Genomic DNA, 13,847 nt, shown 5'->3' with positions numbered 1-13,847 from the left:
AGGCCTGGTACACCTTTGCCGGCACCGCGAGCCAGCGCCGGCACGCGCCGTTCCGGTACTCCAGTTCCAGCACGCCGGTGGTCGGATCGTAGCCCGCGCTGCGAAACAGCTGAGACGTCATTTCATGCCTGTTCATAGTGTGGTTCCTGTCAGGGCCATCGCTCACGTGGCCGCCGTCCGAAAAAGTGGGGTGCCGCCCGGCAGCTCCCCCGTTCAGGGAGTAAAATCAGACGATTCATTATTCAGATTACGTGGGTGTTGTTACCGGTCGCCGCGCCGTGAAACCTGAGCCGGAGCGGAGATTCACAGTAGTCTGAGAAGTTCGTCAACTTTCCGTCCTGCCTTCACGCTGCACTGAATCCGTCCGCGAGGAGAAGATGCTGATGTTCATCAGAACCTCCGGCCGCTCCCCGGCGCCAGCCCGAACGCTGCAGCAGCTTATCCAGCGCAGCCAGGTCGCCGGTGATGCGCACAGGCAGGGGACTGCGCAGCCGTCCGTGCTCATCAAAGCCGGTTTCCAGTGCGCTGCGCCTGAGATAAACACCGGAAACGGAGGAGCTGAGCCGCAGCTGGCGGCGGCCGCTCCATTCGTTTTCTGACAGCACCATATAAATCCAGCCGGTGAGCTTCACGGCGTGCAGGGCGTGCTGGAGCCGGAACAGGTCGTTCTGCGCCTGCAGGTGGCCGTTTCCGGCGCGCCACAGGTATTCCAGTTTGCCGGGCAGGTCGGCGCGCAGGCCCTTCTCCCGCCCCTCCTTCAGCAGCCAGCTGATGTCACTCGCCAGCGCCCGTGGAAAGCGACGCTGTTTTTCGGCGGTGGCCAGCCAGCGGGTCAGAAACAGGTTGTCCTGTGCGGGTGAAGTCACGAGCCCGTCGCGGCGGGCGGTATGCAGCGCAATCAGGCCGCACCACGCCAGGTGACTGACGTTCAGGTTGTCGTTATTCATAAGCCGCATCCTTCATGCCGGACCACATGAAAAAGTGGCCCTGAAATACGGCATTTTATGACATCATCAGGCCTGAGAAAACCCGGCGGAGCCGGCAGGAGGTTCAGCAGCACGGCCTGACTTTATCCGGCTGGCTCCGCAGGTGTTCAGTCCCGCAAATCAGGGCGGGAGCAGGCGTAATGAGAGCGGTCCAGGTTGCAGGGACCGGGTTGATTAAATTAAATAGGGGGCCACTTGGAAAACGGAAAATATCCTACGCTAAGCCTGTTTTTTGTAGAGAGATTGAGAACCCTGAATCCCTGTCCAGCCATCTCAGCTCCGGTACCAGGGATTAAGAAGCGACACCACTCGCATGGCTGTCAGCTTCGCTGAAAATGGGTTCTGTCCTGTGACCAGCCGCCCGTCAACGATAATTTAAGGTCAATGAAGGTTGTAGTATTGTTTGATTTATTTTGAGTGATTGTTAAAGAAAAATATTCCTGTAGCCTGGCACTTCTCTGAGTGGGAAATGGATTTCAGACTCTGATATCACAGGAAGGAGGGTTAACGGTGTGTTGAAATAATTATTTTAACCTCATAAAGCAGGTTTTTTTATATCACTACGTCAGCTTCTCGCGCATAAGGGACAACCATACTCAAATCTCCTGCAATGTGGGAGATTTGAGTATGTAGTAGTTCACCAAATTTGGCCACTGGAACAAATATGTAAATGTCCGCTTCTCGCTCATAGCAGCCATTCCAATCCAAACTAATCCTGTAGATTTTCCATTCCACATAAATCACTCATTGTCGAGCAGGATCATGATGGCCCTGGAGGAAATGACGCCGAAGGTCGAGCAGTACTCTTTTGACGTGATGTTCCTTGATTTAACCGGCATTGATGGCTGTGAGGACTTTGAACACTTCGGCCGGCGCCTGCGCGCGCACGTGCTGGCCACGACCGGCCTGACCGTCGGCGTGGGCATGGGGCCGACCAAAACCCTGGCTAAGTCGGCGCAGTGGGCCAGCAAGGAGTGGCCGCAGTTCCACGGTGTGCTGGCGCTTACGCCGCGCAATCTGAAGCGCACCGCAACGCTGCTGGAAAACCAGCCCGTAGCGGAGATATGGGGGGTTGGCCGACGCATCTGCAAAAGACTCAACCTGATGGGCATTGAAAACGCTCTTCAGCTGGCGCGCATGCCCCCTGCCCTCATCCGAAAAAACTTCAGCGTGGTACTCGAGCGCACCGTGCGAGAGCTCAACGGGGAATCGTGCATTCCCCTCGAAGGGTTTGCGCCGGCGAAACAGCAGATCGTCTTCAGCCGCTCCTTAGGGGAGCGCATCACGACAAAAGTGGCCATGCAGGAAGCGCTGTGTCAGTACGCCACCCGGGCGGCGGAGAAGCTGAGAAATGAGCGCCAGTTCTGCCGGCGCATCAGCGTTTTTATCCGGACCTCGCCGCATGCGCAGGGAGAAGTCTTTTACGGCAACAGCGCCGGCGAGAACCTCACCCTACCCACGCAGGATACGCGGGACGTGATCGGGGTGGCGATGCGATCGCTCGACCGCATCTGGCTTGAAGGGCGGCGCTATACGAAGGCCGGCATAATGCTCGATGACTTCACGCCCAACGGCGTCAGTCAGCTGAACCTGTTTGATGAGGATAAGCCGCAGGCAAACAGCGCGCAGCTGATGAAGGTGCTGGACGGCATTAATCAGTCCGGGCTGGGGCACATGTGGTTTGCCCGTCAGGGTGTCAGCAATGAGTGGCAGATGAAACGCGAGATGCTTTCGCCGGCATGGACCACGCGCTGGGATGACATTTCAGTTGCCCGCGTATTATAGCCGGGCAAGCAAACGGAATATCTCCTGTTTTCTTTTCAGAGAGGCCTGTATGGCAAATTTTCTACCGAACAGGCTCTGAAGCCGGGCATAACACCCTTGATTTGCGTTACTATCAGGGTCAGCGCTCACCGGCACTTGTCGAAAAAATGCGTCAGGCGTATTTCCGCTAACGCACCTTCCAGATATCAGCATCAGTCAGAGGGTAAAATCGACGTGCTCGCCGCCAGGCATATTAACTCCAATCGTCAGCTGACCGCCAAGGGCTTCAACATAACGTTTGAGCGTGGCAATTTTCAGATCTTCACCGCGCCCTTCAATAGCCGCTACGGAAGGCTGTGCAATACCCATGGCTTCAGCCTGCTGCTTTTGTGTTTTCGACAACGCCTCACGCAGTTTATACAGCTGAGAATCAAGTCGCATTGCCGCGACTTTTTCATGTACCTGAGTGAGTTCTTCAGGTGTCAGATCAGCCATCAGGTCATCAAGCGTTTTCATTTCCCGCTCCGTTTCAGTCGGTCCAGATGTCGGTGGTACTCATTTTCCGCTGTTTTAATCATGGTCTTGTAGAAGCGCTTTTCATCTGCGCCTTCTTTATTACCCGCACATAGGACAATGGCTTTACGCATAGGATCAAACACAAAGAACCCTCTTACGGGCCGCCCGTTGCTCTGCACCCTCAGTTCTTTCATGTTCGGGATTTTTGAGCCGTAAAGCGTATCCACATGGGGCCGACCAAGATGCGGACCTTCCTGCTTCAGAAGGTTCAGTGCGGCAAGCACATCCAGCTGCATCGCCCTGTCCTGCTCTTTGAGCCATACCGCGAATAAATCCGTGGTTTCAACGAGCCACACATTTCCACCTTTATATATTACAGTCTATACATCATATATATCATAGTCTATTTTTTCAATACCGCCTTCTGTCTACCATAGCAAAATAGTTTATAGCCAAGCTTTCATTCCCGAGCAGGCGGCAGGCCGTATAAATGCAATACGTCGGGCATCAGGCCGACTGAATGCGCTCAGGGTAAGCGTCAGGCCCCGGCCTGCTAAACACCATGTATGTCCTGCACGCAGAACCCTCAGATTCATTCTTTGCCCTGCGGCGCGTCATTAAGTCCGTCGTGACTTTCTTCGTTAAGATAGCTGAACTCACTCTGATCAATACCGGACAGCAGATGCGCCAGCGTTTTACGGCCGCGGGGCAGGCGCGAAGCAGGTGTCAGTGACACTATCTCACCCTCGACGGTGACGTTAAACCGAATGCCAGGTGTCCAGCCGGCCCGGTCAGCCACATCATTCGGAACCATGATGAATAAAATACCGTTCTGCTGACGTAATGTCAGGTCTGACATATTTCCTCCCCTTCTCATGTAAGAAAAAGCATTCGCCGCCGGACAGGCGATATCTGACTTCAATTTGAGGTTAATAAGGTCCATTCTCAGTAGTAACAAGACACTGTTATTGTCTGAATGCCTGCCCGTTAAATTGATCTGAGGATACAGCGCAATTCTTTCCAATACCGAAAACATGCGGACTGGTTAAGTGAGTGTCTCGTTAATCATTATGGAAGGGAATTTCATGTTTACGACCCCATTCTGGCCTGCTGCTGATTCATATCACATTCATATGATGAATATTCCTCTGCCAGACTCACTTTCTCCGGCTGTGCTGGATCTTATCCATCAGGCTACTCGGCTTGCCGATGCGGCAAATCATATCCATCCAGTTGCCACGCGAACCGGCACCACATTGCTTCAGTCCGTTGAAGAAAAGCTCAGCATTATCTGTTTTAAGCTCGCCCGGGAATTTACTGACCCGGACACCCGAAAAGCATTGCAACTGCGCGCTGATGTTCTTTCAGATCCCCTTACCGCAGGCGAACTGCTCCCGCAGATAGCCGGTCTTGATGAACAGGAGCTGGTGCAGGGTATTGGTTATATGTCGACATGGGTGGGAAAATCCAGGGCACAGCATTATTCCGCATGGTTTGGATTACCCAATCGCGGACTGCAGGAAGTTTCCGATGTGGTGGACGAACTTTTTTCAGATAACCTGGCCTGGCTGCAGCGCCAAATTGATGAGCGGCTGATTGCCCTGCCCGGCTGCCGTTACAAAATCGTTGACCTGTTTGCGATTGCCGGCGAAGCCAACAGCTATCCAAAACACTTTGCTTATTTCTTCCCTGAAGACGAGGGCGTCAAGTACGCGCCTCAAAAACGCACCATCGTGTTTGCAAATACGTATATCAATCTGTTCGAACGTTTCGCCCGAACCCAGGCTTCTCTACTCGGCTGGCAACAGAATGTTATTCCGGAAAGCAGCATCTGTGCCCGTCACTTGATTGCGTGGTTCAGAGGTCACGATTTGGGACATTCCATTGTCATTGAAAAAATGAGGTTCGGCAGCCTGAGCAAGCAGGACCGGTGGGGGTCCATGGTCATTCAGGAGGCGCTGGCTGACGTGTTTGGCCTTCTGATGTGCCTGACTGAGGATTCCCGTCAGGCATTGCAGTTGGATGAAACGCACCAGTTGAGAGTATTTATGCTGGAGATGCTTCGGTATCTGCGTCGTGGTCCCTGCGACTATCCCGATGCCGGTGCAGCGTATATTCAGCTTAAATGGCTGACGGAACATCAGTGCCTGTACTGGAATGGAACCCATTATGAAGTAGATGTTGCCAGGGTTAAACCTGCTTTAACCGCGCTGGCCAGTGCGATGACTCACTCTGTTCTTCAGGGCGATACAGGAAAAGCCGTGGAGTTCCTTCAACGTTATTCACCGCATCATCAGCGTGAAGAAGCTGCAATGCTGGTCAATCGGCTTGGCAAAACGGTCGACATGATTGAATACGACCAGAAGATTAAAGGTTTTATATTATGATCGAATTCTCAAACGGATTTTTGCTAAGTTTATCGCTGTGTCTCGATATCGGCATTGCCAATATCGCAATGATTACCCTTGCCATGCAGCGAGGGTATTTCCATGGATTCTGGCTGGGTATGGGTACCTGCGTCGGTGACCTAGCCTATGCACTACTGGCGCTAGCAGGAATGGCAGTACTGCTTCAGTATGAAGTGGTTCGCTGGGTGCTATGGATAGGCGGTGGAGCCCTGCTGTTATGGTTCGCCGGTAAAATGCTGGTGGCTGCATACCGAAAGGCAGCAGAACTTAATGTAAACGAATCTCATCAGGCTCGCCCGCTCCTGCGGGAGTTCGGGCGGGGTGTTGTGCTAGCCATGTCCTCGCCCACAGCCATCTTGTGGTTTGCCACCGTGGGCGGTGCGCTGATTTCCCGGATGGGCCATCATAGCCTGACTGGCACATCGTGGTTTCTGAGCGGGTTCTTTATTGCAGGTATGTTCTGGACATGCGTGCTTTGCCTTGTCGGGAGCTTCGGCGGCAGAATGCTTGGTCAGCGGCTGCTTAAATATTCCTACATCGCCTCGGCCCTTATCTTCAGCTATTTTGCGCTCTATGTCATTGTGTCAGGATACCGGGAATTTATGGTAGCCTGAACAGACCTGCGAAGCATAGTGATGGGGCGTCGTCCCCATTACTTTGCGAAAGGCATTAATGAAATGACTCTGATCGTAAAAACCCAGCATTATTGCTGCATCAAGTGGATGAACGTTTCTGCGAAGTAAGTCACGAGCATGATGCAGGCGAAGCTGCATGTGGTACTGCAGGGGCGGCATACCTGTATGCCGGGTAAAAAAACGCACAAGGTGATATTTACTCAGCCCCGCCATTTGCGCAAGCCTAGCAAGCTGGGGTTTTACGCTGAGATTTTCTCTCAGGTATTCAATCACAACGTTAATTCTCTGTTCATCATTGCCCTGCAGTAATGCCGGGCTCTCCAGTAGTTCGCCGCACAGCAACATCAGCTCCTGCTCTTCATTTGCCCCTTCACCTTCGCGCGCGGAAGCTGCAAACCGGTACAGCGCATTAAACAGCCGCCTATTTTCGATAATGCCTTCTCGTAGAACTGGCGCCTGGCTGTCGCTGCATATATTGTCCTCATCAGCCAGAAGCTTCATGACGCTTTGGGGCATGTGCACGCTGATAAAATCAACGGACTGACTGTCAAAACGCGACGCCTGAATGGTCCCCGGATTATATAAAGTCACCTGCCCACTTTTAACGTATGCGGTTTTACCTGCCAGCCAGATTTCCTCTACCCCCGTCAGGTTGGCGCTGATGACATATTCATCATGAAGATGTTTTGGGAAGCCAGCATTACAGGCACTGACGCGTGAGCATTCCACGCCATTGCGGCTGAACCACTCTGCAGACTGTAGCGACAAATTTACGGGCCTTATGCAGTGAAGGTGAATGATTATTAACGTTTACTAAACCACTCCCTGCCATTTTTTTCAACTGTCCGCAACAAAGCTATTAAGATGCCTGAACTTCTCTGAAGCTGACTGTCCTCCTTTCAGAGGATAGCTGAGTCGATATTATTACTTTCAATCTTTCTATCCCTTTGCCTGTATAAAAGAGGGCAGGGCGAAGCCCTACTTTCAGTGGTGCATTTGGCAAGTGACGGGTGAATTCAAAGGCGCTATTCCAAGGCCTTCTTCTGCAGCCTGACGGCAATCACTCTCTCCTTTACTGTGTGACACCCTGATTGCCAATATGATTACAGGCTCTGCTGTGAAGTCAGCGGCAACAGTGGCGGGGCGGTCGCCTCAGCGAGCCCCCCTTAAAATCAGTGTCTATGGATATACTTATTAATCTGGCACTTGCAGATTATCTTCGATGCGATTAATCAGGCCACTACGATGGATCAAGTCCTAAACAGCATTCCCTCTTTTACGAATTCTACAAACCCGGGTTTGAATGCTGGAATCAGAAACCTGTTGGCGGTGAATCAGCGCCAGACTACCTTTCACTGCCCATAATGCTTGCCCATAGTGGCCTTATAACCGCGAGTGTCTACGCATCTGACAATCGCGTTAAAATCCTAATTAAACCGTGCGTAGGCAGTAAATCGGCTGGGAATTTCACATTGAAATAAATAAATAAAAATATTTTAAATCAACAACTTAACATTGAAATCCGCATGGGAATTTCATTATTATTTCAGACTTATTTACGTCAGATTTAAGGCAGGCAAAGGGCAGGGCGCTTGCGGCATTCCACCCGCTGCATGTTACCTGAGCCCCTGTAAAAGCAGAATAAGTGACAATAAATCCACGCAACCCGACAGTACAACTTTTCACTAAAAACAGAAAAATATTGCACAAAGCATTCATAAATGTACACTGGCAAAATAATTGTCAGCGGAGCGGATGATGAAAAGTAACTACGGTGGAGTAGATGAAACTGCGCGCAGAGCGAATGCTATGTTGCGCAGCATGAGTGATGACATTATCGATAAGCGGCAGGAATTCGGTCTCGATCAGTTCTATCAGACGTTCACGCGTAATGCCGTGGCCAACCTGCCTAAACTCAGCCGCCGCGCTGTTGAGCAGGCCATTGAAGAAATGGAATCCAAAGGGCATGTATTTGGCAAAAAGGATGCCGGCAATGCGAAACATTACGCGCTGACTGTTCAGGACGTTGTTGATATCTACGCTCACCGGAAAGTGCCTAAATACCGTGACATCCATAAGGGCGAAGGCCCGTTTGTGATATTCGTTGTGAACCTCAAGGGTGGGGTGTCCAAAACGGTCAGTACGGTGACGCTTGCTCATGGATTACGCGTTCACCCTGACTTACTGCAGTATGATTTGCGCAATCTGGTTATCGATCTGGATCCTCAGGCATCCAGCACCATGTTCCTTAACCAGGCTAACAGCATCGGGTCGATTGTCGAAACCGCCGCTCAGGCCATGCTGAATGATCTTGATGCGCAACAGCTCAGAGAACAAATCATCAAGCCAACCATCATTCCGGGTGTGGATATTATCCAGGCTTCCATTGATGATGGATTTGTGGCCAGCCAGTGGGATCGCCTGGTTCAGGAACATCTGCCCGGTGTGTTGCCTTCTGAAGTCCTGCGTCGAAACATTATCGACAGGGTGGGAAGCGACTATGATTTCATCTTTGTCGACACCGGTCCTCACCTTGACGCATTCATGCTTAATGCCATTGCGGCAAGCGATCTGCTTCTCACGCCAACGCCGCCCGCGCAAGTGGATTTCCACTCAACCCTGAAATATCTCACCCGCTTACCCGATATGCTGGAACAACTGGAAGAGGAGGGGATTACACCGCGTATAAAAGGAAATATCGGCTTCATGTCTAAAATGACGTCGAAACGCGATCATGAGATGACTCATGGTCTCGCACGGGACGTGTTTACGTCTTACATCTTGGACGCCACGCTTCCCCGACTGGATGGGTTTGAGCGCTGCGGAGAAACGTTCGACACCATTGTCAGTGCTGATCCACAGTCTTATCCGGGCAGTTCAGAAGCGCTCAAAAATGCCAAACGTGAAGCCGAACGCTTTACTCAGGCCGTGTTTAAACGGATTGAGTTTGTTAGAGGGATGCAATAATGAAAGAACTGAAGAAAATGGGACGTACCCTGGGTAACTCCAGCTTCAGCAAAATGCTGAGCGAAACGGAAAGTGCCCGCACTTTTACTCTTAAATCCGGTGCCACTGCGCGGTTTACGCTAACGAAGATTCTGCATGATGACATCGAGACGCAGACTTACGTGGATGCCTCGATTAACGGCCGCGATCAGGCCTTTTTAACTGAAGAATCCGTCAGCGACATTTCACGCACCATTAAACTGCAGCAATTCTTTCCAGCTATTGGCCGTGAGGTAGACGGGCGTATTGAAGTCCTTGACGGTTCACGCCGCAGGGCCGCATGTCTTTACAGTGGTATGCCATTTGAAGTGTTAGTGACGAAAGACGAGCTTTCACTTTCAGACGCCCGCCAGCTGGCCATCGACATTCAGACGGCAAAAGAGCACACCTTGCGTGAACTGGGTAATCGCCTGAAGTTGATGTACCCGGAGCATATGAATCAGTCTGATATTGCTGCAGCGGAAGGGTTGTCTCCGGCAAAAGTCACGCGTGCTTTTCAGGCGGCGTCGGTACCAGATGAAATGATTGCGGTCTTTCCCTCCGTCGGCGAGCTTTCTATTAACGACTATAAAACCTTACTCGATATTGCTGAGAAGGCGGCGAGCAGGCAAATCAGTGTCCAGGAACTGGCAGAGGGCGTTCGCGAACGTATCGCGCAAGATGTGCTCAATGAAAACGATGATCCGGCTGTTAAGGCAAAGATTATTGGTTACTTTCGCGCAGCCAGTGCCGAACCTAAGTCCGCACGTGATGCAAAAAAAGTGGTGACCGAAAAAATAGCGGAATTCAGCGATAAAAAGCAGTTTGCGCGAAAAAAAACGGATGCCGAGAAGCGCCTTGTGACTTATGAGTTTTCGCGTCTTCCTGCGGCCTGGCAGGCAGAGCTGGATGATGCTGTGAAAGCTGTTATTGAAAAAATGCTCGCAAAATAATTTTCAATCCAGCGTGAAGAGAAGGGGAGTTACTTCAATGAGTACCCCCTCTTTTTATATTAAATTCCCCATTAAAAACCCTTTCTAACCTGCTGTTATAACAGACCAATATGGGAAAATTTCAGTCTGAAATTCCCATCCCTGAATATCATGTTTCTGCACGGTCTGGCGTTCACAGCTGAGTTAACTACTCAATCGGTTTGGCCACTGAATCCTCAATGTTAAGCTTATAGAGAATCATCGATCAAACATGCAGAAGTGATAAGTAGACTCACAATGACCACTTTGATGGCGTCACACCAATCAAGACGCCATATGGTCTGTTAGCGGGAACCGTTGTTCTTTGTCCACGGCTTGACCAATAGGAGAAGGCATATTTGTAGCGTCTCAGCGTACAATTTGATGGAAAAATCTTCTCCGATCGTTTTGGTGGCCGTTCTCATAACGTTGCTTTCTATATCTTATTGGTCTGTACAAAAAGCATACAAAAAAGCCTATTAAAATAAATTATTTAATAACAAATAGTTAAATGATAATTAAGAGCATTCTGACATACCATTTGGCAGTTCAAAACGACTAGGATTTTTATATCCGAGCATAATTTTGGATCTTCCTTCTGTGACATTACTGCTGAGTAATCGCTTAAAAGGGAATGTCTGACCAACTGGTGTGAGCACGAAACACCTCTCAGACGATTTCAGAGAGGTCTTATAACTTTTCTTCTCATAGAGTGAAGGTGATACCCCATAGCACTTCAAGGTTTTCATCGATACATGAATGCAGGCTGGTTAAGAGCGGTCTACAGCGACGGTTTATCTGCAGCAGAGATCGGCTGTAAATGACCCGTTTATGATGGCGCGGATATATCTGTTAAGCATGGAGGCCTGATAGTTATCCACTTATCCACGCGATAGATCCCAATAAATTGATCCTAATGAGATCCTTTATAGATCCCAAAGAGATCCCCGATCGCTGCAGCCCGCACCAGCTCTGGCCTGAAGAGGGGTCCACATAAGCTATAGCAAGTAAAATATAAGCTATACAGAGATCACAATAAGCTATAGAAAGTAAAATATAAGCTGTAATTAGGAAAACACATAAGCTATAGTGAGTTTATCGCTAATTTTCCCGTTTTGATTGTGGATAACTAATCTGATTGCCTATCAGAGGGTTACTTCGATCACTGGCGAGTTGTTATCTAACAATTCACAATCCGGATCGGTTGATCATGCTCATCGATCCTCTGAAACGTGTGCAGGAATGCTTGTGGCCAGCGACAATCTTGACTTAACAAAGCTTTTTGAAGAAAAAGACACGAAATCCGGGGAAATCGTAACCCTGACGCCGAATGCCAATAATACTGTGCAGCCGGTGGCTCTGATGCGCCTGGGCGTATTTGTCCCTACGCTTAAGTCGTTAAAAAACAGCAAGAAAAACACCTCTTCAACAACTGATGCGACCGAGGAGTTAACGCGTCTGTCCCTTGCAAAAGCGGAAGGTTATGAAAAGGTTGAGATAGTCGGCCCACGCCTGGATATGGATAACGATTTCAAGACTTGGGTCGGGATCATCCATTCCTTTGCAAAGCACAAAGATAAGGTCATTGGGGACAAGGTACAGCTCTCATTTGTAGAGTTTGCCAAGCTCTGCGGCATTCCCTCAAGCCGCTCCTCAAAGCAGCTCAGAGAGCGTATCAGCCCGTCTCTGAAGCGTATTGCAAGCACCACCATCTCTTTCTCTTCAAAAAGCGGCGACGACGCAAAAGAATACATCACGCATCTGGTCCAGTCTGCTTTTTACGATACCAAAAAAGACATTGTTATTCTGCAGGCTGACCCGAAGCTTTTCGAGCTCTATGAGTTTGATCATAAGGTGTTACTGCAGCTCAAGGCGATCAACGCGCTTAAACGCCGTGAGTCCGCTCAGGCGCTCTATACCTACATTGAAAGCCTTCCCAAAAACCCGGCCCCTATCTCCTTGGCGCGCCTTCGCGAAAGGCTGAATCTGCGCTCTCCTGTGTTTTCGCAGAACCAGACAGTGCGCCGTGCAATGGAGCAGCTTAAAGAGATTGGTTATCTGGACTATAGCGAAGTCCAGAAGGGACGCAGCGTCTACTTCCAGGTCCACAATCGCTATCCAAAGCTCAGAGCGCCCAAGGCGGAGCAGCTGGAAGCACCGAAGGCTGCAACGAAAATAAAAGAGCCGCTCGATCCGCAACTGCAGGAAAAGATTGAACTTCTGGATAAACTCGGTATTTCCCTTCAGGATCTGGAGAAGATTTTTAAGTCTCAGTAACACATAAGCTGTGATGAGTTACTCTCTTCTCTGGGGAGCAAAGAATTAAGGAGTCTATAATCACAGACTTCTTCTAATTATCTGATTTTTTTTTGTTTTTATAAAAATAGACCACTCACTACAGCTTAGGTTTGCGGCTCAAAGGGCACGTTTTACTCCTTATAGCTTATATCTGTGCGCTGATGAGTTGGGGTTACACACTATAGTTTATACAACGCCCCCTCTGAATCTTTTTACTCACTACAGTTTATAAAAAGCACAGATAAACGCATTTTTCACTCGCTACAGCTTATGCAGTGATGGTGAGCAGCGGATTACTCACTACAGCCTATGACTGACAGGTCAGAGGCTGTAGTGCTTGATTTTATATAATTGATTTTAAAGGAAATATATGCAATATCGGCTTCGAAGTTATAAATGAGCAGAACATGCATCACTCACTATAGCTTATATTTACTCACTACAGCTTATGCTCAAGCCTGAATTGCCACTCATTATAGTTTATATAAGCTATAAGGAGTGAGGATGCGCACGCTGAACTCTTTACAGGAAGACGCACCATTTAAGGTTTTCAAGCGCAAGTAACCCGCAGCCGCTATCAGACGCCTCGCTCAGGCGATGCTGCGCGGCTAGCTGACTATTATTCTCACTTTCAAATACGCAGAAATGCACTACAGCATGATCGGTTAGAAAGGGTCGTCCCGTCACGATAGCTGGTTAACGCTTTCTGCGCCCATCTTGATGCCTTACTGGCGCTGGGACACGCGGCGGTAAGAGCCACAACAGTAATCACAGCGGCACTTTCCACAGCCTGCACGCCGATAATTCCGGCGATTGACAGTCATGCGATTGCTGCCAGACGCCTGCCTTCTCTGAACTTTATCCTACATAGATGCGCGGCAACGGTGCCGGATTTTGCGCCAGCTTCGGGCGTGGATCTGGCATCCCTGATGCCATCGCTGGTGGGTTTCGCCTCAATATTGCATTGGTATTATTGCCTTGCTCTGCCTGACGAATGTGACCGGCGTAGATCTGAACTTCTGTACTAGGTTGAGTAATGGAAAGCGCTTAGAAACCTGGCGGGGGCTTGCGATCGCCGGCGCGCTGGTGTCCAATTACATCCTCACTGAGGCCCGTACCACGGTTACGCTCAGTGAAATCCGCAGCTATCAGAACAATGACGATCACGCGTCGCTGGGGGCTCGTTTCACGATGTGGAAGACGGGGCTGCTGGTGCTTGAACTCCACCGGCAAGCCGGCAAGCGCCACCGAACCCTTGCGGATTTCGGCCTATAGCGGTTTCGG

Annotated in this window: 12 protein-coding genes and 1 pseudogene; 7 read left to right on the top strand and 6 right to left on the bottom strand. The window is 50.1% G+C overall.

What is annotated here, in order from left to right; genetic code table 11:
* Window positions 1–121 (bottom strand): KTSC domain-containing protein (locus CBW22_RS13975; protein WP_254919512.1); only part of this gene is annotated, 121 nt, incomplete at its 3' end.
* A 223-nt stretch (window positions 122–344) separates the two neighbouring features.
* Window positions 345–947 (bottom strand): DUF2913 family protein, encoded by a 603-nt coding sequence (locus CBW22_RS13970; protein ID WP_088516995.1) that lies wholly within the window; start codon window positions 945–947, stop codon window positions 345–347.
* A gap of 780 nt (window positions 948–1,727) precedes the next feature.
* On the opposite strand from CBW22_RS13970, the pseudogene umuC reads away from it, so the two are divergent.
* A pseudogene (gene umuC / locus CBW22_RS13965) lies at window positions 1,728–2,771 on the top strand (translesion error-prone DNA polymerase V subunit UmuC); the annotation flags it as partial.
* Window positions 2,772–2,966: 195 nt separating this feature from the next.
* On the opposite strand, the gene CBW22_RS13960 reads toward umuC, so the two are convergent.
* The 3 genes from CBW22_RS13960 to CBW22_RS26735 form a co-directional block, all read right to left on the bottom strand.
* A complete protein-coding gene (locus CBW22_RS13960) occupies window positions 2,967–3,266 on the bottom strand; it encodes an XRE family transcriptional regulator (RefSeq protein WP_059012908.1) in 300 nt (99 codons plus the stop codon).
* Window positions 3,263–3,622, bottom strand: a complete 360-nt coding sequence (locus CBW22_RS13955) for a type II toxin-antitoxin system RelE/ParE family toxin (protein ID WP_088516993.1) — start codon at window positions 3,620–3,622, stop codon at window positions 3,263–3,265. The genes CBW22_RS13960 and CBW22_RS13955 overlap by 4 nt, the downstream gene beginning before the upstream one ends.
* A 236-nt stretch (window positions 3,623–3,858) precedes the next feature.
* On the bottom strand, window positions 3,859–4,302 hold the full coding sequence (locus CBW22_RS26735; RefSeq protein WP_254919511.1) for an AbrB/MazE/SpoVT family DNA-binding domain-containing protein: 444 nt from the start codon (window positions 4,300–4,302) through the stop codon (window positions 3,859–3,861).
* 49 nt (window positions 4,303–4,351) lie between these two features.
* Here CBW22_RS26735 and CBW22_RS13945 point away from each other — a divergent pair, with 49 nt between their 5' ends.
* Window positions 4,352–5,653: a hypothetical protein gene (locus CBW22_RS13945; protein WP_088516991.1), complete on the top strand. Its 1,302-nt coding sequence runs from the start codon at window positions 4,352–4,354 to the stop codon at window positions 5,651–5,653.
* Complete coding sequence (locus CBW22_RS13940; RefSeq protein ID WP_088516990.1) at window positions 5,650–6,288, top strand: LysE family translocator; 639 nt, start codon at window positions 5,650–5,652, stop codon at window positions 6,286–6,288. Before CBW22_RS13945 ends, CBW22_RS13940 begins: the two co-directional genes overlap by 4 nt.
* Here the strand turns inward: CBW22_RS13940 and CBW22_RS13935 are convergent.
* Complete coding sequence (locus CBW22_RS13935) at window positions 6,259–7,077, bottom strand: helix-turn-helix transcriptional regulator (RefSeq protein ID WP_059012900.1); 819 nt, start codon at window positions 7,075–7,077, stop codon at window positions 6,259–6,261. The two genes, CBW22_RS13940 and CBW22_RS13935, sit on opposite strands and share 30 nt — an antisense overlap.
* A gap of 990 nt (window positions 7,078–8,067) precedes the next feature.
* Between CBW22_RS13935 and CBW22_RS13930 the strand changes: the two genes are divergently transcribed.
* From CBW22_RS13930 to CBW22_RS26340, 4 genes are all read left to right on the top strand, one after another.
* The gene (locus CBW22_RS13930; RefSeq protein WP_088516989.1) at window positions 8,068–9,276 is read left to right on the top strand and encodes an AAA family ATPase; all 1,209 of its coding nucleotides are present in this window, start codon (window positions 8,068–8,070) and stop codon (window positions 9,274–9,276) included.
* Window positions 9,273–10,247, top strand: a complete 975-nt coding sequence (locus CBW22_RS13925) for a ParB/RepB/Spo0J family partition protein (RefSeq protein WP_088516988.1) — start codon at window positions 9,273–9,275, stop codon at window positions 10,245–10,247. Before CBW22_RS13930 ends, CBW22_RS13925 begins: the two co-directional genes overlap by 4 nt.
* A 1,266-nt stretch (window positions 10,248–11,513) precedes the next feature.
* Window positions 11,514–12,542 (top strand): RepB family plasmid replication initiator protein, encoded by a 1,029-nt coding sequence (locus CBW22_RS13920; RefSeq protein ID WP_254919510.1) that lies wholly within the window; start codon window positions 11,514–11,516, stop codon window positions 12,540–12,542.
* 1,017 nt (window positions 12,543–13,559) lie between these two features.
* On the top strand, window positions 13,560–13,838 hold the full coding sequence (locus tag CBW22_RS26340) for a hypothetical protein (protein ID WP_176428127.1): 279 nt from the start codon (window positions 13,560–13,562) through the stop codon (window positions 13,836–13,838).
* Window positions 13,839–13,847: the final 9 nt, after the last annotated feature.

Source organism: Pantoea sp. VS1 (assembly GCF_002207995.1).
GTDB lineage: Bacteria > Pseudomonadota > Gammaproteobacteria > Enterobacterales > Enterobacteriaceae > Pantoea > Pantoea dispersa.
The sequence above is the reverse complement of the archived record's forward strand: the minus strand, read 5'-3'. Positions and strand labels throughout refer to the sequence as shown.